Below are 18,443 nucleotides of genomic sequence, written 5' to 3' on the forward strand. Positions count from 1 at the left end.
CGTGCCGACGGCCACGACCGTCACGGCGACGTCGCCGCTGGTAGCCCCGGGCCACGGCTCGGGGCTGCTGGACGTCGTCCGGTACCGGTACCTGCTGAAGCTGCTGGTCCGCAAGGAGATGCGGGTCCGCTACCGCGGCTCCGTCATGGGTCTGCTGTGGTCCTACGTGAAGCCGGGCGTGCAGTTCGCCGTCTTCTACTTCGCGATGGGGGAGTTCCTCAAGCTCAACGAGAGCGTCCCCAACTTCGCGGTCTACCTGTTCTCCGGCATCGTCGTGATCAACTTCTACACCGAGGCGTTCGGCAACGCGACGCGCTCGGTGGTGGGCAACGCCCCGCTGATCAAGAAGATCTTCCTGCCCCGGGAACTGTTCTCGGTGTCCTCGGCGTGGGTCGCGGCGATCCACTTCCTGCCCCAGCTGATCGTCCTGCTGGTGGCCTGCTTCGTCACGGGCTGGCGCCCCGGGGTCGTGCAGGTCCTCGCCGGACTGCTGGGTTTCGTGATCGTGGCCGTGCTCTCGGTGGGGCTGGGGCTGCTCTTCGGTGCGGTCAACGTGCTGTACCGGGACTTCGAGAACATCGTGGACCTGCTGCTGATGATCGTGACCTGGACCTCGCCCGTCCTCTACGACTGGCAGAAGGTCGCCGCCGCGACCGGCGGTCCCAACTCCCTGTTCATGACCCTCTACCAGCTGAACCCGGTGACGGCGGCCGTCGAGCTGTTCCACTGGGCGTTCTGGTACCCGACCGGCGACGTCCGTGACGCCGTGGCCCCGGTCGTGCTGCCGCCGCACCTGCTGTGGTCGGGTCTGTGGGGTCTCCTCATCGCTCTCGTGATGCTCGCGCTGGGACAGTTCGTGTTCCGCCGCATCGAGGGCCGTTTCGCGCAGGAGCTGTGATGAGCGTGACGACTTCCTCCGACTCCCCGGTGCCGGGCGCCGCCGCGGCCGACGCACCCACCGCGATCGAGGTCCACGGCCTGGTCAAGGACTTCACCCTCCGCCACAACCGCTCCCTCAAGGAGCTGGCGATGGCGAAGATTCGCAAGCGTCCGATCTCGGACAACTTCCGCGCGCTGCACAGCATCGACCTCGAGGTCCGGCAGGGCGAGTCCCTTGCCCTGCTCGGGTTCAACGGGTCGGGCAAGTCGACGCTGCTGAAGCTGATCTCCGGGGTCATGCGCCCGGACCAGGGCACCATCGGGGTCCGCGGCCGCATCGCCGGGCTCATCGAGGTCGGTGCCGGGTTCCACCCCGACCTGACGGGCCGGGAGAACGTCTACCTCAACGGTGCCATCCTCGGGATGGACGAGGCGACGATCAACGAACGCTTCGACGACATCGTCGCGTTCAGCGAGATCGAGCGCTTCATCGACACCGAGGTGAAGTTCTACTCCTCCGGGATGTTCCTGCGCCTCGCCTTCGCCGTCGCGGTGCACACCGACCCCGAGGTCTTCCTCATCGACGAGATCCTCTCCGTCGGCGACGAGCCGTTCCAGAAGAAGTGCCTGGCCCGGATCGAGGAACTGCGCGCCGAGGGCCGCACGCTCGTCATCGTCAGCCACGACCTCGACATGGTCGCGAACCTCTGCACCCGCGGGATCCTGCTCGAGCAGGGTCGCATCGTGGCCGACGACACCGCGACCCGCGTCGTCGCCCGCATGCGCGGTGAGGCGTGACCGCCACGACGACACCGGGGACGGGGCGGCCGCGCACGGCCGGACCCGCCGCCTCCCGCTTCGGGACCTTCGTCCCCGCCCTCGTGGTCGGCGTCCTCGCGGCCGCCACCTTCGTCCTCGTCCACCGGGCCCTGGTCGACGACGCCTACATCACCCTCGCCTACGCGCGGAACCTCGCGCTGCACGGGACGTGGGGGCTGCTGTCGAACGTCGAGTCCAACACCGCGACGTCACCGTTGTGGGTGCTGCTGCTCGCCGGGGTCACCGCCGTCGTGCGCCGGCCCGTCGTCGCGCTGGGCGTCCTGCACGTCGTCATGGCCGTGGCCCTCACGCTGTCGCTGACCTCCGCGGCCCGGCGCACGGGACTCCCGGCGTGGGTGGGTCCGGTCGCGGCCGTCGCGATCGGGGTCAACCCGTTGCTGCTGAGTTCCGTCGGCCTCGAGTCGGCGTTCCTCGTGCTGCTGCTGTCGTTGCTGCTGCTCACCGCGGTCCGCGGGGCCGCGCTGCCCTACGGGCTGGTCGCGGGTGCCGTCGTGCTGACCCGGATGGACGCCTCCGTCGTGGTCGTCGTCCTCACCCTGCTGACCCCGGCCGTGCTGAAGCGGGTCTGGATCGCCGTCCCCGCCGCCCTGGTCGTGGTGCTCCCGTGGATGGCGTGGAGCTGGTTCGCCCTGGGCTCCGCGGTCCCGGACACCGTCGTCATCAAGACGTTGCAGAAGGCGTGGGAGCAGTACGACGTCCACAACGGCATGCAGCTCTACGTCGAGGTCTACGGGCTGACGGCCGTCCTCGCGTTCCTGCCGGTGCTGCTCGGTGGGCTCGGCTGGTTCGTGCTCGCGGGGTTCGGCTGGACCCGTCGCCGGTCGGCGACGAGCGCCCCGAGCGAGCTGCGGGTGTGGCCGTGGCTGGCGCTGGGGATCGCGGGCGTCGCGCACTACGTGGCGCTGAGCGTCCTCGGCGTGCCGCCCTACCACTGGTACTACGCGGTGCTGGTGTCCGCGTCGACGATGGTCGGGGCCGCGGCCCTCGGTGCCTGCTTCCGCGGCCTGGAGCTGCGCCCCGTCGCGCTCGGGGCGAGCGCGGCGGCCGTCGTCCTGCTCGTGGCGAGCGTCGGCTCCGACCTGCGGGCCGGGACGCCGTGGGCGCTGGCCCCGATCCAGACGAACTGGGCCCACCCGGCCCGCTACACCGAGATCGCCCGGGACGTGAAGACGATCCTCCAGCAGCAGGGGGGCCCGCAGTACGTGACCTCACCCGGTGAGGTCGGGCACCTGGCCTACGTCTGCGACTGCGTCGTCGACTACTTCGGCGACCCGGCCCGGGTGCAGCCGATGATCGACCAGGTCGAGGCCGGGGCCTCGCCCCTGGAGAAGCGGCTGCTGGAGTGGAACTTCACGCACCGCGACGCGTCCGCACCGCCCGTCCCGGTGGCGGGGGAGCTGTTCCGCTACGACCGGGGGACCGAACCGCCCGCGGCGCAGGGGCTGCCGACCTGGCCGATCACCACGACCTGGGACATGGTCCCCTCCGACATCGTCCTGCAACCGGTGGGTGGCGCGTGAGCCCGTTGTCCTCGATCGCCGCGGCCGACCTGCGCGTCCTGCGCGGCGTCCAGTCCGCGGTGACCTTCCCCGGCGCCGTCCCCACGGCGACGGCCCTCTCGCACGCGGGGGAGCACGCCGCCGCCTGGATCGGCCTCGGCACCGTCGGGTTCCTGCTCGACCGCTCCCGCCGCCGGGAGTGGGCGATCGCCACGGCGTCGGTGGTCGCCGCGCACGGCGCCTCCGTCGTGCTCAAGCGCGTCGCACGCCGGCACCGCCCGCTGGACCACCACGTCCAGGTCCGGGTCGGGACCCCCAGCCGCTGGAGCATGCCCTCCTCGCACGCGACGTCGACGACGGCCGCCGCGGTCGCGTTCGCGCCGCTGCTGCCGGTCCCGACGTGGCCGCTGGTCCCCGCGATGGCCCTGTCCCGGCTCGTGCTCGGCGTGCACTACCCGAGCGACGTCACCGCCGGTGCCCTCCTCGGCGCCGCGACGACGGTCGTGGTCCGCCGGATCGCCTCGTGACCACCCAGGAGCGCTCGATCACCCCGTCCACGTCCCGGCTGCCCGCCTGGTTGCGGGCGATGCGCCCGCGGCAGTGGGTCAAGAACGTCCTCGTCCTCGCGCCGGTGTTCCCCGCCGGCGAGCAGGTCGGGCTGGACACCCTCACCGGGGTGGGCGTCGCGTTCGTGCTGTTCTGCCTCGTGTCGAGCTCGATCTACCTCATCAACGACGCGAAGGACGTCGAGGCCGACCGCGCCCACCCGCGCAAGCGGTTCCGCCCGATCGCGTCGGGGGAGCTGTCCTCCCGGACCGCCGTCGTCCTCGCGATCGTGCTCGCCGTGCTCGCCCTGGGGTTCGGCACCTTCTGGCAGCCGATGCTCGGGGTCGTCCTCGGGGTGTACTTCGCGATCCAGCTCGCGTACTGCTTCGGGGTCAAGCACGAACCCGTCCTCGAGCTCGCCTGCGTCGCGTCGGGTTTCCTGCTGCGGATGCTCGCCGGCGGCACCGCGGGCGACATCCCGCTGTCGGGGTGGTTCCTGCTCACCACGGCGTTCGGTTCGCTGTTCATGGCGGCCGGCAAGCGCTACGGCGAGGCCCGTCGCGGGGAGCTCACCGGTGAACCGGTGCGCCGCGTCGTGCAGAAGTACTCCACCACCTACCTGCGGTTCGTCTGGACGCTGGCGGCGACGGTCGTCGTCACGACCTACGCGCTGTGGGCGATCGAGGTGCTCGTCGCCCAGACCGGCACGAACCTCGCGACCCTGACCATCGTCCCGTTCATCCTCGCCGTCCTGCGCTACGCCGTCGACGTGGACTCCGGCAACGCCGAGGAACCCGAGGAGATCGCCCTGCACGACCGGGTGCTGCTGGCCCTCGCCGTGGTGTGGTGCGGCTCGCTGCTGCTGGCGGTGTGGCTCTGATGCGCGAGTTCCTGCGCTCCGAGCGCATGGGCGAGGTCGTCCGGTTCCTCATCTCGGGCGGGATCGCCTACCTCGCCGACCTCCTGGTCTTCAACCTGCTGCTGCTCGCCGGGGTCGACTCGATCCTGGCGAAGGTCGTCTCCAGCGTCATCGCGATCTTCATCGCGTTCCTGGGCAGCCGCTACTACACGTGGCGCGACCGGCGAAGCGTTCACCCGGGCCGCGAGTACGCGATGTTCTTCCTGTTCTCCGCGATCGCGGCGGGCCTGCAGCTGCTGTGCCTGGCGATCACCCACAACGGCCTCGGCTGGACGTCGGCGCTGGCCGACAACGTCTCCGGCAACGTCGTGGGGATGGCCATCGCGATGGTGTTCCGGTTCCTGACCTTCCGGACGTTCGTCTTCCCGGACCGCTCCGTCACCCGTGCGTGACCGTCGCTTCCTGGTCCCCGCGCTGCTGGGGGTCCTGGTGGCCGTCGCGATCGTCGTCTCCGGGGTCGGTCAGGAGTCGTGGGAACGCGGCTACGACCTCGCGGTCTACCGCGACGGTGCACGGGACCTGCTGGCCGGTCGCGACCTGTACCTGCGCGAGACCTACCGCGGGCACTGGTTCGTCTACCCGCCCTTCGCGGCGGTCCTCTTCCTGCCGTTGCTGCTCCTCCCGGCCTCCGCGGACCTCCTCGTGTGGGACGCGGTGCTGCTCGGGGTCACGGTGTGGGGGACCTGGCGGATCTTCCGGTCCTTCGGTGCCGCGCTGTCCGCGGGCCTCGGTGTCGCGTTCGTCCTGCTGAGCGACCCGTTCCGGGAGGCGCTGGTGCTCGGGCAGATCAGCCCGCTCGTCGTGCTCGGGTTGGTGCTCGGGTGCCTCTACGGCGGGCGGGGCGGATCGATCCCCGCCGCGTTGTCGGCGGCGGTGAAGGTGACCCCGGCGCTGGTCGTGGCGGCGCTGCTGAACCGGCAGGCGCGACGGTGGTTCGCGCTGCCCGTCGTCGTGGCCGGGGCCGTCCTGACCCTGCTCGGGGTGCTCGTCTCACCCCGGTCGGCGATGTCCTACTTCGGTGGTCTCCTCTGGGACTCCGCCCGGGTCGCCGCCCCGGGCACGACGACGAACAACTCCCTGGCCGGGGCGTTCGCCCACGCCGGGTGGCCGACGTGGCCGTCGCTGGTGCTCAGCGTCCCGTTGCTGGTGACCGTCGCCGTGGTGGCGCGGCGCTGCGACTGGCTGGACCGGACGGCTCGCATCCGGTTCGGGCTGCTCGTCTCCCTGGTGACCTGCCTCGTGTCGCCGGTGACGTGGTCGCACCACGCGCTGGCCGCACCGATCGCCGTCGTCGTGCTGTTCGCCCTCGGGCGCTACCGGCCGCTGGTGGTGCTGGCCGGTGTCCCGTGGTTGCTGCCGGTGCTGCAGTGGGGGCCCGTGCTCAGCGAGACGCGGCCGGTGTCGTTGCTGGTGCTCGTCGTCCTGCTGGTGCGGCGACGAACGCCGCGGCCAGGAACAGCCCGATCGTCGGCAGCGGGTTCGTCCCCAGCACGCTGACGTTCACGACGGTCGCGCCGACCATCAGCAGGGCGAGGCCGAGGGCCGCGAGCCGGTGCAGCCGGGGGACCAGCAGCCCGATCGCACCGGCCACCTCGCAGGCACCGACGAAGATCGACAGCGCCCGGCCGCCGCCGATCTCGTCGAACATCGCGACCGTGTCCGCACCGCCCGCCAGCTTCCCCGCCCCCGCGGCGAGGAACACCGCGGCGAGGAGGACCCGGACCACCCACCTGATCGTTCGTGTGACTCTCATGCGGCTGGGACTCACGAGGTCCCGAGGACTCATCGGTGCGCCGGCACCACCGGGGGACGGATCACCAGCACCGCGACGACGACCGCCATGACCACGGCCGTCAGGGTCACGGGGACGGGCAGCACGGGGTCGAGCAGCACGAGCAGCGCACCGACCGGGACGACGGTGTTGACGAGGTGGTCGGCGCTCTGCCGGATCGCGAGGAACCAGATCCCGAGGACGAACACCGCGACGGGGACGGTCACCGTGAACGAGGCGGCGACGTCGCCGAGTTCGCCCTTCCCCGCGAGGTGCTCGATCTCCACCTCGATCCCGGCGGAGAACGCGCCCGCGGCGGCGAACACGAAGTAGTGCAGGTAGCCGTAGCGGAGGGAACTGCTGAGGTCGCGGATCACCCGGTGGTGCGGCGGCCAGAAGTAGGTCCACCACATCGCCGCCGTCACGACGAGGGTGAGGACGGCGATGGAGATCAGCGGTCGCAGCGCCTCGGCGTCGTGGAGGGCCTCGATGACCGCGTTCGCCGATCCGAGCAGGCTCTCGCCCAGCAGGATGAGGGTGAAGAGGCCGTACCGCTCGGTGATGTGGTGCGTGTGCCACGGTGTCCGGCCCTGGCGTTCGGCGACGACGGGGACGGCGATCTCGGCCAGGGCCAGGACGACGAACGCGGGGACCGCGAGGTCCTCCGGCAGGGCGAGGAACGCGATCCAGAACACCTGCACGACGGCGATGCCCAGCGCGTACACGACCGTCGTCCGCCGACGCGGCCCTGCGCTGCGGGAGGCTCGCAGCCACTGCGCGATCATCGCGACGCGCATGACGACGTACCCGGTGACCGGGATCCTGAAGTCGGAGTGCTCGAACGCCGGTTGCACCCCGGCCGCGAGGACGAGGACGCCGGCCATCTGGAGGATCGTGAGGACGCGGTAGAGCCAGTCGTCGGTGGCGAAGCTCGTGGCGAACCAGGTGAAGTTCATCCACGCCCACCAGATGGCGAAGAACAGCAACAGGTAGTGCGTGAGGGCGTACCCGACGTCGCCGTCGGAGAGGGAGTGGTGGAACTCGGCCGCCGTGATGCTCACGGCGACCACGAACACCAGGTCGAAGAACAGTTCCAGCGAGGACGCGACGCGTCCCGGTTCCTCCGGGTCGCGGGCCCGCATCGGGATCAGGCGGGCACGGGCGCTCGTCGCGGTCACGCGCCGACGGTAGCGGGTAGCGTCGGGCCGTGGAGGAAGCGCTGCGAGGGGGATACCTGTCCGCGCCGGTCCGGCGAGGTGACACGGTCGTGCGGCCGACCGGACCGTGGAGTCCGGGAGTTCACCGCTTGCTGGGTGCGTTGGCCGAGCGGGGTTTTCCCTCCGCCCCGCGGCTCCTCTCGGTCGACGTAGCCACCGAAACCCTGACGTTCGTGCCCGGTCAGGCCGGGACGTACCCGGTGAGCGCGGTCCAGCGGTCGGACGCCGCCCTCGTCTCGGTCGCCCGGACCCTGCGCTCGCTGCACGACACCACGTCGGGTCTCGACCTGGCGGGGGAGTGGCAGGCCCGGACAGTCCTGCCCGTCGAGGTCGACTGCTTCGGCCACAACGACCTCGGACCGTACAACGTCGTCTTCGACGGCTCCGAGGTGGTGGCTTTCGTCGACTGGGACCTCGCGGGACCCTCGAACCGCGTCTGGGACCTCTGCTACGCCGCCCACCGCTTCGCGCCCCTGTCGGCGCCGCGGTCGACGGTGGCCTTCGGGTGGGATCCGGTGCCCGACCAGGGCGTCCGGTTGCGGACGTTCTTGCACGCCTACGGGCGCTCGGTCGACGTCGGTCACCTGCTCGATCTGCTCGTCGTCCGGCTCTCCGCGCTCGCCGCGAACATCGAACTCCAGGTCTCCCGGGGGAACCCTGCCTACGACCGGCACCGCGACGAGCGGCACGGGGACGGCTACCGCGAGGACGTCGGGTGGATCCTCGGCCACCGGGCGGAGTGGGTCGTTCAGGCGGCGGGTCGTCCGGCGGTGTGAACGTCGCGGACCACTGCGAGCCACCACCCGCGCTGCCGGACGACCTGGTCCCAGCTGAACCGCAGCACGACGAATCCCCGTCGTCGCAGTTCGGCGTCCCGACGGAGGTCCTCGTTGCGTCGTTCGCGTGCGGAGTGGAAGGTGAAACCGTCCACCTCGACGACCAGCCAGCCGTCGATGACGAAGTCGGTCCGGCCGGCCGGTTCCAGCACACGCTGGGTTCGCAGCGGATACCCCTCGTCGAGGAGGTCGACACGCGCGATGCTCTCCAGCGCCGAATCGCACGCCGGGTCGGCAAGGGTGATCAGCCCACGACGGGGATCGTTGCGGTTCATCCGACGGGCTGCGTCCTCCAGTTCCTCGACCGTGACGAGGCCGCGCCGCAGGGCGTGGTCGAGGGGGACGAGTGCGAAACGCCTTGGGAGGCAGCGCAGGCAGTCCAGGACGGTGGTCAGGGGATCGGTGCACCCGTCGAGGTCACGGACCTCCCTGCGGTGCACCACCGTCCCCGGCCAGGTGCCGCGTGAGCCGGGAGGACTGGTGATGTGCGGCCGTGAGGGTGGGGCGACGAGGTCGAGCCCGAGGGCGGCCGCCGCGGTGTGGCAACTGCGGACACCCCCGAGGACGGCGGCCGCGACGAGTTCGGGGTGGGTGTCCAGCAGCGCGTACACGCCCCGGCTGGGCTGGACGACCTCGCCGACGGCGACGGCTGCTCGCAGGGCACGTCGGGACGTCCTGAGGTGCAGCCGTTCGAACCGTGCGGCGCCACCGCACTCGCGGAGGGCTTCGAGGGGGTCCATGGCCGGAAAGGTTGCCCGAACGGTGGCTCGGCTGCTCAGAAGCCTGTGGACAACGAGGGGGCGTACACGATTGCTAGCTCCATTCGACGACACACCGGGAGACGCAGGCGGTTCAACGGCGTGTCGTCGAATGGAGCTAGCAGTTCTGTTCGCCGACCGTGTGGTGCTCCACCACCAGCGGGGCGACGACGGGGAGCACCACAGCGTGTGAGCGTCAGCTGCGGGCGACTGCGCGGGTCGTCGAGTCGTAGGTCAGGGTTCCGCCCTGGAAGGTCTGCGAGACGCGGGAACCGTTCCACTGCTCGTCGGCCGTGGGCATGCCCAGGGAACCGTTCTCCCACCCCTGGGCGGCCCAGGTGGTGAGGATCGCCCCGCGCACCGCGTGCGCACCGGTCGCGGCGGAGTAGTAGATCGACCCGCCCTGGAAGGAGGTGAACCAGCCCCGTCCGTTCGGCAGGGCGGCGTCCCCGGCGGTGGGGAAACCCAGACCGTTCTCCCAGCCGAGCTGACCGTACTTCTGCAGGATCGCGCCGCGGACCTCGTGGGCGCCGGTCGTGGGGGACCAGTAGATCGACCCGCCCTGGAACCGGGTGAACCAGCCCGCCCCGTTCGGCGTGGGCGCGTCGCTGCTCAACGGCAGGCCCAGGCCCGTCTCCCACCCGAGGGAGGCCCACCGGCGGAGGATGTCCCCGCGGACGGCCTGCGCGCCGGTGGCTGCGGACCAGTAGATCGACCCGCCCTGGAAGTGGGTGTAGTAGGCGTTCCCGCCGGGAACCCGGCTGTCACCGGTCGTGGGGAAACCGAGGCCGGTCTCCCAGCCCATCGCGGCCCACTTGCTGCGGATGGCGCCGCGGACCTCGTGCGCACCGGTCGACGCGGAGGCGTAGATCGAACCGCCCGCGTAGTGCTGGTAGGCGCCCTGGCCGTTCGGGGTGGTGAGTTCACCGGTGGTGGCCCCACCCATCGTGCCGCCCGCGCCGCCGAGGGCGTTGTACTGCAGCTGCACCGCGCTGACGATGGCGAAGTAGTCCGACCGCAGGGCACCCAGCTGACGCAGTTTCGTCCCCGTCACCGCGACGCTGCCGTTGGTGCAGACGAGGGTCGCGCCGGTGACGCGGCCGCCGTAGTCGCCGCGGCCGTCGCGGGCCTTGACGACGATCCCCGTCGCGGCGCCACCCGGGGCGCACCCGGCGTTGAAGGCCGCGGCGGACACGGTGTTCGTCCAGGCGGCCACGCTGTCCCCGGGGGCGGTGCGGCCCGGTGCGGAGAACGGGTCCTCCTTGGCGACGAGGTACGGCTTGGAACCCGCGACCGTCCACCCTCCGTTGGAGGAGGAGAACTGGGTGAAGGCGACCTGACCGGAGGAGGCGCGGATCTCACCGGCGGTCGCGGCGATCGCCGAGTTCGTCGACGACGGCGTCGTCCAGGTCTGCGCCCCGTTCCTGTCCCGGCTCTCCGCACCCCGGTACACCTGGCACGCGGTCGTGTCGCAGATGTCGGTCTGCGCCTGCGCGTTCAGCACGGACAGCGCGTAGCTGCGGGCCGCCACGGCCTGGGCCTTGAGCGCCTCGGCGTTCCAGGACGAGGGGGACTCGGCGGGCACGACCCCGCGCAGGTAGGTCTCCAGCGGGACGTCGTTGACGACGGTCAGGGTCGGACCGGTGACGATGCGGATGACCCCGTCGTAGCGGACGAAGGAACCGTCACCCTTCTGCAGCATCACCCCGTCGGGACCGCTGATGGTGACGGAACCGCCCCACGTCTGGTTCCCGCCGCCGTCGACGGTGCCGGAGAGCCCGGAGCCGCTCGGCGCGACGACCAGCCGCTGCCCGGGGGCGACCTTCTGGGCGGTACCGGAGACGGACAACGGCTGGCCCGTGGGCGCGTAGACGGCGACCGCGGCGTTGGCGAACGCGGTCAACCCGACCCGCAGCGTCCGGTTCTCGCGCGAGGCGACGTCGGTGCCCGGGTAGTAGAAGTCGAGGATCGTGCGGTAGCCCTGGCCGGCGACGGCGCGCGACTGGGCCCCCCACTGCGACATGCCGATCCCGTGGCCGAACCCGTGGCCCACGAACGTGAAGGAACCCCCGCTGGCGGGGCGCACCTCGTCGGCGGCCGCCGAGCCCGCGGTGAGGGTTCCGGCCGCGAGCGCCAGGGCGGTTCCGGCGATGACACCGGTGAGGCCGGTGACCAGGCGGGAGAGGGGGGTGCGTGTCATGTCGTCCTCCGGGGACTCGCGCGGTTCAGTGGTTCAGCGAGATCGAGGTGCTGCGGCGGACGGCGTCCCACACGAGGTAACCGCCCTGGAAGTCCAGGCGCAAGCCCCCCGGAAGGGGGTGCTCCTCGCCCACCGGGAAACCCAGCGGGCCGTTCTCCCAGCCCGCGGCGGCCCACGCGTCGCGGAACGCGCCGCGGACGGCGTGCGCACCGGTCGACGGCGACCAGTACACGGAACCGCCCTCGAAGTGGGTGTAGGTCCCCGGTTTCGTGGGCGTCCGCTGGTCGCCCGTCGTCGGGAAACCGAGACCGGTCTCCCACCCCAGTGCGGCCCAGCGGTCCCGGACCGCCCCGCGGACCTCGTGGGCCCCCGTCGCGGGGGACCAGTAGATCGAGCCGCCCTGGAAGTGGTTGTAGGCCCCGGCGCGCTGCGGGGTGCGCTGTTCGTCGGTGAGCGGCGCACCGAGCGCGGACGTGGCGCCGAGGGAGGTGAACCGGCCCGCGATGGCGCCGTGCACCTCGCGCACCGGCGTCGTGGGGGAGGAGTAGACGCTGCCGTAGCGGTAGTCGCGGCGCTGGACGCCCGTCGCGGACGTCGTGCGCCGGCCGCCGACGTCGGCGCCGAGGACGGAGCGGTCCCCGCCGAGGGCGATCCAGTGGCCCGTCAGCGGGTCGGCCGTCCCGCTCCACCACGAGGTCTCGCGGGCCGCGCCGGAGAACGTCAACGACAGGTGGACGTGGCTCGTGTGCGGGTCGGGACCGGTGTACGGCTGCCACCCGGCGGCGGGGTCGTACGCCTTCCACACCGAACGGTTCCAGATGACGTACATGACCCCGAGCCGGCGGGCGTTGACGGCGGTGTTCCCCTGTTCGTCCGGCGCCAGCAACCAGGAGGTGAACTCCTGGGCGAGGGCCGCCTGCGCCGGGTTCGCGGCGTCCAGCGTCCAGTCCAGCGCGCGGCCGTCGGAGTGCTCGGAGACCGGGACGCCGTTCGCCGGGCAGTCCCGGGAGGTGCCCACGGTCTGCTTCCCGTAGGTGTCCCTGATCAGCTGCGCGAGCGCCAGGGTTCCCGGACGGGGTGCGGCGCAGGAGATCGGCGCCTGGTAGCGCGCGGGCAGCGCGTCGACGTCGGTGGGAACCCCCGCGGGGGTGCGGGGCGCCGCCGCCGCCGACGACACCGCTGACGGCGCCAGCAGGCACGTCAACGTCGCGGCGAGCACCCCCGCCACGACGTTCCGCCGACGCCCCACGTCACTTCTGCTTCGCGGTGATCTTGCCGGTGGAGCGGTTCCAGGTCAGGGTTCCGCCCTCGAAGTCCATCCGCAGCCCGCCGTCGACGGAGTACTCGTCCTTGGTCGGGAAACCCAGCCAAGAGTTCTCCCAGCCGAGACCGGCCCAGGTCTCGCGGAACGCGCCGCGCACGGCGTGGGCGCCGGTCGCGGGGCTCCAGTAGATCGAGCCGCCCTGGAAGTGGTTGTAGAAACCCTTGCCGTTCGGGGTCGCGGTGTCGTCGATCGTGGGGAAACCCATGCCGCGTTCCCAGCCGAGGGCGGCCCAGCGGGCCCGGATGTCCCCGGCGGTCCAGTGGGCTCCGGTGGCCGCGGAGTAGTAGATGGAACCGCCCTGGAAGTGCGTGAACCAGCCGCCCGCGGCCCTCGAGTCACCCGTCACGGGGAACCCGGCGGGGCCGCCCTCCCAGCCCAGCGCGGCCCACTTGCTGCGGATCGCGCCGCGCACGTCGTGCGCCCCGGTGGCCGCGGACCAGTAGATCGATCCGTTCTGGAAGTGGTTGTAGGAACCGCCCTTGGCCTTGGAGTCGTCGGTCGTCGGGAACCCGAGCCCGTTCTCCCAGCCGAGGTTCCCCCAGGCCGCCAGGATCGCGCCGCGCACCGTGTGCGCACCGGTGGTCCTGTTCCAGTAGATCGCGCCGCCGGTGTAGAAGCGGTAGGAACCGCTCCCGCCGGGGGTGTCGTTCTCCGGGGTGGTCGGTGCGCCGAGCACGGCGGCCCCGCCGACGGCGGCGTACTTCGAGTCGATCGCGGTGCCGGTGGCGGCACCCATGAGCTGGGCGACGCGGGCGCGGATGGCGTCCATCCGGGTGAAGCCGACGTTGCCGGGGCAGGCCGTGAAACCCACGTCGCGGTGGGCGTTGATCGTCCGGAGCTTCACGGTCGTGCCGGGGGAGTAGCGCGCGGTGCCGCCGCCGGCGGAGGTGAGGTAGGTGACCCCGTCGGCGGGCAGGCCGTACATCGACAGCTTCCAGGCGATGACCTGCGCCACGGAGTCGAGGCACTCGGCGCTCGGCGCGACGGAGGTGAAGTCGCCCATCATCGAGACGCCGAAGGTGTCGGCGTTGAAACCACCGGCGTGGGCGCCCACGACCGGTTGGGTGATCCCGCCGGCGCGACCCTCCCAGATGCCACCGAAGCGGTCGACGACGAAGTTGTACCCGAGGTCGGCCCAGCCCAGGGAGACCGTGTGGTAGCGGTACATGCCGCGGATCACCGAGGGGACCTCGGCGAGGCTGTAGGTCCCGCCGTCGGCGGTGTGGTGCACCACGCAGGCCTTGATGGTGTCGCTGTAGCTCGCGCCGCCCTTGCGCAGGGACTCGTCGGCGCCCCAGTCCGCGCGGGAGCGGATCCTCGGCTGCGGGACGGCCTTCGGGCTGGCCTTGACCTCCGAGGCGAGGGTGCTGCGGGAGAGCGCGGAGCTCTCACCCGCGTCGACGAGCTGCAGGTGGGCGTCGGCGACGTCGGTCGCGGGCAGGCGCACCTGGACGATCGCACCGGCGCCGAGGGCGCCGACCCACGTGGGGTCCGAGGCCGTCACGGAGCGTCGCCCCTCGGCGGTGTCCGGGTCGGGTTCGGAGTCGTTGAGGGGGAGGTCGCTCCAGGCGGACCAGTCGCCGCCGGCCTTGCGCACCCGCAGCGAGACGGTGTCCGTGGAGGCGCCGGAGGGGAAGGTGACGCCGAGCATGTGGCCGCCGTCGACGTCGACGGAGACGACGGTCAGCCCACCGGTGGAGAGCAGACCGGCGCTGCGCCGGCCACCGAGCGGGTAGGCGCGGGTCGAGCCACCGACCTGGAGGGCCGCGGGGGCCAGGGCGCTCGCGGAGGTCTGCCCGCACAGCAGGGCGGCGCCGGCGGCACCTCCGGCGAGGAGGGCGCGACGGGACAGGGGGGTGGTGACGGACCGCATCTGGGCTCGTTCCTCCTTCTGGCGTGGGGCGACGATCACCCCGTGGGTCACACCCACACGGGTGAACGCTCGGCTCCGGCATCGGCTGACCCACGGCGGACCTTGAGCGTGTCGCTGCTGTCCTGTGCGTCATCCGTCACGCAAAGTAGGTGACGATGCCAGTGGTGTACAAGGTGCGTGAGTGCACAACTGCGTAACACCTCTGTGGTCACTCACTCACTCTACGTCACAATCGTCCGTCCAGCCCCAGTTCTGAGGGCCGAGATGTGGTCTTCACCAAGGGTTCGAGTCGTTCGGGAACGACGAAGCCCCCCGGCCCGCAGGGGGCTCGGAGGGCTCGTCCAGCCCCTTCTCAGACTCAGGGCACGTCACGCAGAGTGATGGCTACTTCGGACGGACGACCCCCAGAGGGGTGCCCGAGAACCCCGGGAAGATCGTCGCGAGCGAACCCGCCCCGCACCGCTTCTGCAGCACCTCGCCGATGATCGAGCGGTAGTCGCTCGTCCCGGCGAGGTCCCCGTCGACGAGCCGGTCGGCCCCCAGGCCCGGCCAGACGCCGTGGACCCTGCCGCCGACGACACCGCCACCGAGCAGCAGGACGGCGTTGCCGTGACCGTGGTCCAGACCGCCCGAGGCGTTCTCCCCGACCCGGCGGCCGAACTCCGACAACGTCACGAGGGTGGTGGAGGCGAAGGAACCGCCGAGGTCGGTCGCGAAGGCCGCCAACGACGAGGACAGCTCCGTGAGCTTCTCCTTCATCCACCCGCTGTCGACCCGTCCGAGGCCGGCGTGCATGTCCCAGTCGCCGTAGTCCAGGGCGATCACCTGGACCGGGGCGCCGGACTTCTTGAGCACGGCGGCCTGGGCGAGCGCCTTGCCGAGGTCGGTGTCGGGGTAGCTCGCCCCGTTCGCCGGACCGCTCGCGGTGCTCTTGAGCGCGGCGACCCCCTCCATCGCGGTGATGAGGGTGCCCGCGGGGGCCGCGACCTCGGGGCGGGCGCCCGTGTGCATGCGCCGCAGCGCCGCGTGCCAGGTCGGCCGGTCGTCGCCCGGGCCGATGAGGTTGAAACCCTCCAGGGACGTCATCGTCGTCTCCTGGCCGGGCCCGGCGAACGAGCGCGGGGTGGTGTTCGAGATGCCGACCACGTTCAGCACCGAACCCGTGCCCAGCGAGCCGAGGGTGCGGTCGATCCAGCCGGTGCGGACCGAGGAACCCGGGGCGGCGAGTTCCATCTGCTCCATCGCGGCGAAGTGCGAACGCGTCGGGTCGGACTGGCCGACGGCGTGCACGACCCCGAAGGTCCCGTTGCGCCACAGCGGCATCAGCGGGGCCATCGCCGGGTGCAGGCCGAACGTCTGGTCCAGGCCGAGTAGCGTGGAACGCGGGACGGCGATGTTCGGGCGGGCCGCGTAGTACCCCGCGTCGCCTCCGGGCACGACGGCCGACAACCCGTCGAAACCCCCGTGCAGGCTCAGCACGACCAGGGTCTCGCCGTTCCAGCCGGACCCGGCGAAGGAGACCTGGGTGGAGACGTCGCCCACGGTGTAGGTGGTCGCACCCACGGCCGCCGCGGCCAGCGCCGCGCGCAGCACGGTCCGGCGGGAGACGAGCTTCGAACCCTCGTCGCAGCCGCAGCGGTCGGCGTCCTCGAACTTCGACACGTCAGGGTCCTTCCTCAGCGGATCGTGAACGTCGGGCCGTCGAGCGTGAGCGCGACGACGTAGCGCAGGTTGTCCTGGACCCACCGGTCGTTCCTCGAGACCGGCGCTCCGGGCTGGCGGTTCGCGTACATCAGCAGCGCCGCCTTCTCGTCCGCGGTCAACGGGCTCCCCGTGAGGCGGACGCCCAGCGCGTCGACCAGCGCGCCCCAGGTGCCGGGGAAGTCGCCCAGCAGGTCCGGCGCCTTGGCGAAGGGCAGCTCGGGCGGGTACCAGCCGGCGGCGAAGTCCATGTGCCGGTTCCAGCGCGAGAGCGTGCCGCTGGGGGAGATCCAGGCCGCGGCCACGTCGGGGTACCCGTTCGGGGCGCCCCAGGCCATCGGCGCGTGCCCCTGGTCCAGCACGTGCCAGAACAGCTTGGTGATGCCGCCGGTGCCGCTGGACTCCATGCCGGTGCCCAGGGTCCGCAGGGTCGCGACGTAGTCCTCCTGCGGGGTGCGGACCTTCTGACCCGCCGCGGACCAGAACTCGGCGGAGTCGAACAGCGTGCGCAGCACCGCGACGACCTGACCACCGGTGCTGGTCCAGGTCTGGGCCATCCGGTCGATCAGCGCCGCCGGGGGGTTGTCGGAGACGAACCGCGTGGCGATCCTCGTGCTGAGGCGGCGCGCGGTGGCCGGGTGGACCGCCAGCCAGCGCAGGTAGGCGTCGATCCAGCCGTTCCCGTCCGCCGGGGCGTGCGGCGGGACGACGAAGCCGAAGACGGTGCGGCCGCCACCGTCGTGACGACCGGCGTCGTAGACCGCAGAACCGTCCGCGGCGATCGTCAGGCCGGTCAGCAACCGGGCGGAGTTCTTGACGTCGGCCTCGGTGTAGCCGGCGTCGACGCCGACGGTGTGCAGTTCCAGCAGTTCCCGGCCGTAGTTCTCGTTCGGCTTCGCCGCGGTCGAGCTCGCGTTGTCCAGGTAGTTCAGCATCGCCTGGTGGCGGGCCGAGGCGACCAGCATGTCGGGGAAGCTCCCGAACGCGAACCGGCGGACCACGTTGCGGTCGTAGTCCTGCCGGCTGTACCAGGCGTCGGAACTCGGGCAGGTGACGTGCAGGACGTTGTTGAAGACGTCGACGACGACCTCGAACAGCTGCCGGTTGCTCCAGATCTGGCGGGCCAGCGTGAGGCGGCCCGTCTCGAGCATCGCGTTCCACTCCGTCGCCGCGTAGCCGCCGGCGTAGAGCTGCTGGGCGCTGCGCCAGTAGAAGCTCATCCGGCCGGCGAAGGAGTCCATCGCGGCGTCGTCGACCGCGCCGGGGCTGAGCTGGCGGTCCAGCCAGGCCGCGGTGCCGAGCCTCGCGACCTCGGCCAGGGATGCCGGGGTGGGGCCCCAGCTGGCGCGGCGCAGCAGGTGCAGCCGGTCGGCGGCGCTCTCGTGCGCGAACGGCGACGCCGCGGGGCGTCGGCGGCCTCGGGTGACGGTGGCGGCGGAGGAAGGCACGCGACCTGTTCGGCAGGGGATCTCCGAAGCTTGAGCCGGCCGGGTGGCCCGGCTCCGGGAACGCCTCTTGCGGTGGAGTGCGCTCCAGCGCCTAGCGTCCCCGGCATGCGGACGACGACAGGCCTGGCGCTGCTCGCGCCGGGCGGGACCTTGCAGCCCTCGACCATCGAACGGCGGGACCTGCGCCCGGACGACCTCGCGGTGCGGGTCACGTGGTGCGGCGTCTGCCACACCGACCTGCACGCGGTGCAGGACGCGAGCAGCGGCTTGCTCGTCCCGGGGCACGAGTTCGTGGGCGTGGTGAGCGAGGTGGGGTCGGAGGTCACCCGCTTCGCCGTCGGCGACACGGTCGCGGTCGGCAACATCGTCGACTCCTGCGGGACGTGCGCCTCCTGTCGCGCCGGCGACGAGCAGTTCTGCGCCGAGTTCCCGACCTTGACCTACGGCGGGAGGGACCGCGTCGACGGCTCCACCACGTCGGGTGCGTACGCGGGGGAGTACGTCGTGCGCGAAGGGTTCGCCTACGCCCTGCCCGCCGGGATGGACCCCGCCGGCGCGGCCCCGCTGATGTGCGCCGGGGTGACGGTCTTCGAACCGTTGCGCCGCTTCGGGGTGGGGGCGGGGGACCGGGT

17 protein-coding genes are annotated in these 18,443 nt (G+C 71.8%); 9 read left to right on the plus strand and 8 right to left on the minus strand.

What is annotated here, in order from left to right:
- Nucleotide 1 precedes the first annotated feature (1 nt).
- Genes AC0I8G_RS03535 through AC0I8G_RS03565 form a run of 7 tightly spaced genes read left to right on the plus strand, consistent with a single transcriptional unit; the run spans nucleotide 2 to nucleotide 6,180 of the window.
- Nucleotides 2-898: an ABC transporter permease gene (locus AC0I8G_RS03535; protein WP_380158104.1), complete on the plus strand. Its 897-nt coding sequence runs from the start codon at nucleotides 2-4 to the stop codon at nucleotides 896-898.
- Nucleotides 898-1,677, plus strand: coding sequence for an ABC transporter ATP-binding protein (locus tag AC0I8G_RS03540; RefSeq protein WP_328294887.1), 780 nt, complete (start codon nucleotides 898-900; stop codon nucleotides 1,675-1,677). Before AC0I8G_RS03535 ends, AC0I8G_RS03540 begins: the two co-directional genes overlap by 1 nt.
- Entirely contained in the window at nucleotides 1,674-3,239 is a 1,566-nt protein-coding gene (locus AC0I8G_RS03545; RefSeq protein WP_471728686.1) for a hypothetical protein, read from the plus strand. Before AC0I8G_RS03540 ends, AC0I8G_RS03545 begins: the two co-directional genes overlap by 4 nt.
- Nucleotides 3,236-3,745 (plus strand): phosphatase PAP2 family protein, encoded by a 510-nt coding sequence (locus AC0I8G_RS03550; RefSeq protein WP_328294889.1) that lies wholly within the window; start codon nucleotides 3,236-3,238, stop codon nucleotides 3,743-3,745. The genes AC0I8G_RS03545 and AC0I8G_RS03550 overlap by 4 nt, the downstream gene beginning before the upstream one ends.
- Nucleotides 3,742-4,644, plus strand: coding sequence for a decaprenyl-phosphate phosphoribosyltransferase (locus AC0I8G_RS03555; RefSeq protein ID WP_471728687.1), 903 nt, complete (start codon nucleotides 3,742-3,744; stop codon nucleotides 4,642-4,644). The genes AC0I8G_RS03550 and AC0I8G_RS03555 overlap by 4 nt, the downstream gene beginning before the upstream one ends.
- Nucleotides 4,644-5,075, plus strand: coding sequence for a GtrA family protein (locus tag AC0I8G_RS03560; RefSeq protein ID WP_471728712.1), 432 nt, complete (start codon nucleotides 4,644-4,646; stop codon nucleotides 5,073-5,075). Before AC0I8G_RS03555 ends, AC0I8G_RS03560 begins: the two co-directional genes overlap by 1 nt.
- Nucleotides 5,068-6,180 (plus strand): glycosyltransferase family 87 protein, encoded by a 1,113-nt coding sequence (locus AC0I8G_RS03565; protein ID WP_471728688.1) that lies wholly within the window; start codon nucleotides 5,068-5,070, stop codon nucleotides 6,178-6,180. The genes AC0I8G_RS03560 and AC0I8G_RS03565 overlap by 8 nt, the downstream gene beginning before the upstream one ends.
- Here the strand turns inward: AC0I8G_RS03565 and AC0I8G_RS03570 are convergent.
- Both AC0I8G_RS03570 and AC0I8G_RS03575 read right to left on the minus strand, forming a co-directional pair.
- Nucleotides 6,065-6,409: a DoxX family protein gene (locus AC0I8G_RS03570; protein ID WP_471728689.1), complete on the minus strand. Its 345-nt coding sequence runs from the start codon at nucleotides 6,407-6,409 to the stop codon at nucleotides 6,065-6,067. The genes AC0I8G_RS03565 and AC0I8G_RS03570 overlap by 116 nt on opposite strands.
- Before the next feature lie 56 nt (nucleotides 6,410-6,465).
- On the minus strand, nucleotides 6,466-7,596 hold the full coding sequence (locus AC0I8G_RS03575) for a low temperature requirement protein A (RefSeq protein ID WP_471728713.1): 1,131 nt from the start codon (nucleotides 7,594-7,596) through the stop codon (nucleotides 6,466-6,468).
- A 248-nt stretch (nucleotides 7,597-7,844) separates the two neighbouring features.
- Between AC0I8G_RS03575 and AC0I8G_RS03580 the strand changes: the two genes are divergently transcribed.
- A complete protein-coding gene (locus tag AC0I8G_RS03580; protein WP_471728690.1) occupies nucleotides 7,845-8,447 on the plus strand; it encodes a phosphotransferase in 603 nt (200 codons plus the stop codon).
- Here AC0I8G_RS03580 and AC0I8G_RS03585 read toward each other — a convergent pair.
- The 6 genes from AC0I8G_RS03585 to AC0I8G_RS03610 form a co-directional block, all read right to left on the minus strand.
- The gene (locus AC0I8G_RS03585; protein ID WP_471728691.1) at nucleotides 8,420-9,247 is read right to left on the minus strand and encodes a DUF559 domain-containing protein; all 828 of its coding nucleotides are present in this window, start codon (nucleotides 9,245-9,247) and stop codon (nucleotides 8,420-8,422) included. The genes AC0I8G_RS03580 and AC0I8G_RS03585 overlap by 28 nt on opposite strands.
- A gap of 214 nt (nucleotides 9,248-9,461) precedes the next feature.
- Nucleotides 9,462-11,465, minus strand: coding sequence for a SpoIID/LytB domain-containing protein (locus AC0I8G_RS03590; RefSeq protein WP_471728692.1), 2,004 nt, complete (start codon nucleotides 11,463-11,465; stop codon nucleotides 9,462-9,464).
- Between the two features lie 25 nt (nucleotides 11,466-11,490).
- A complete protein-coding gene (locus AC0I8G_RS03595) occupies nucleotides 11,491-12,714 on the minus strand; it encodes an LGFP repeat-containing protein (RefSeq protein ID WP_471728693.1) in 1,224 nt (407 codons plus the stop codon).
- A 1-nt stretch (nucleotide 12,715) separates the two neighbouring features.
- Nucleotides 12,716-14,662 (minus strand): N-acetylmuramoyl-L-alanine amidase, encoded by a 1,947-nt coding sequence (locus AC0I8G_RS03600; protein WP_471728694.1) that lies wholly within the window; start codon nucleotides 14,660-14,662, stop codon nucleotides 12,716-12,718.
- A gap of 384 nt (nucleotides 14,663-15,046) precedes the next feature.
- Entirely contained in the window at nucleotides 15,047-16,324 is a 1,278-nt protein-coding gene (locus tag AC0I8G_RS03605) for a DUF1501 domain-containing protein (protein ID WP_471728695.1), read from the minus strand.
- Between the two features lie 14 nt (nucleotides 16,325-16,338).
- Nucleotides 16,339-17,811 (minus strand): DUF1800 domain-containing protein, encoded by a 1,473-nt coding sequence (locus AC0I8G_RS03610; protein ID WP_380259401.1) that lies wholly within the window; start codon nucleotides 17,809-17,811, stop codon nucleotides 16,339-16,341.
- Between the two features lie 105 nt (nucleotides 17,812-17,916).
- On the opposite strand from AC0I8G_RS03610, the gene AC0I8G_RS03615 reads away from it, so the two are divergent.
- Nucleotides 17,917-18,443: alcohol dehydrogenase catalytic domain-containing protein (locus AC0I8G_RS03615; RefSeq protein WP_471728696.1), on the plus strand; the 527-nt coding region annotated here is incomplete at its 3' end.

It is taken from the genome of Kineococcus sp. AC630 (assembly GCF_979255925.1).

What these genes read in the sequence shown, in the direction of transcription:
- AC0I8G_RS03540 (WP_328294887.1), top strand. Translation starts at nt 898, where the DNA reads ATGAGCGTGACGACTTCCTCCGACTCCCCGGTGCCGGGCGCCGCCGCG.
- AC0I8G_RS03560 (WP_471728712.1), top strand. Translation starts at nt 4,644, where the DNA reads ATGCGCGAGTTCCTGCGCTCCGAGCGCATGGGCGAGGTCGTCCGGTTC.
- AC0I8G_RS03575 (WP_471728713.1), bottom strand. Translation starts at nt 7,596, where the DNA reads ATGCGGGCCCGCGACCCGGAGGAACCGGGACGCGTCGCGTCCTCGCTG.
- AC0I8G_RS03585 (WP_471728691.1), bottom strand. Translation starts at nt 9,247, where the DNA reads ATGGACCCCCTCGAAGCCCTCCGCGAGTGCGGTGGCGCCGCACGGTTC.
- AC0I8G_RS03590 (WP_471728692.1), bottom strand. Translation starts at nt 11,465, where the DNA reads ATGACACGCACCCCCCTCTCCCGCCTGGTCACCGGCCTCACCGGTGTC.
- AC0I8G_RS03600 (WP_471728694.1), bottom strand. Translation starts at nt 14,662, where the DNA reads ATGCGGTCCGTCACCACCCCCCTGTCCCGTCGCGCCCTCCTCGCCGGA.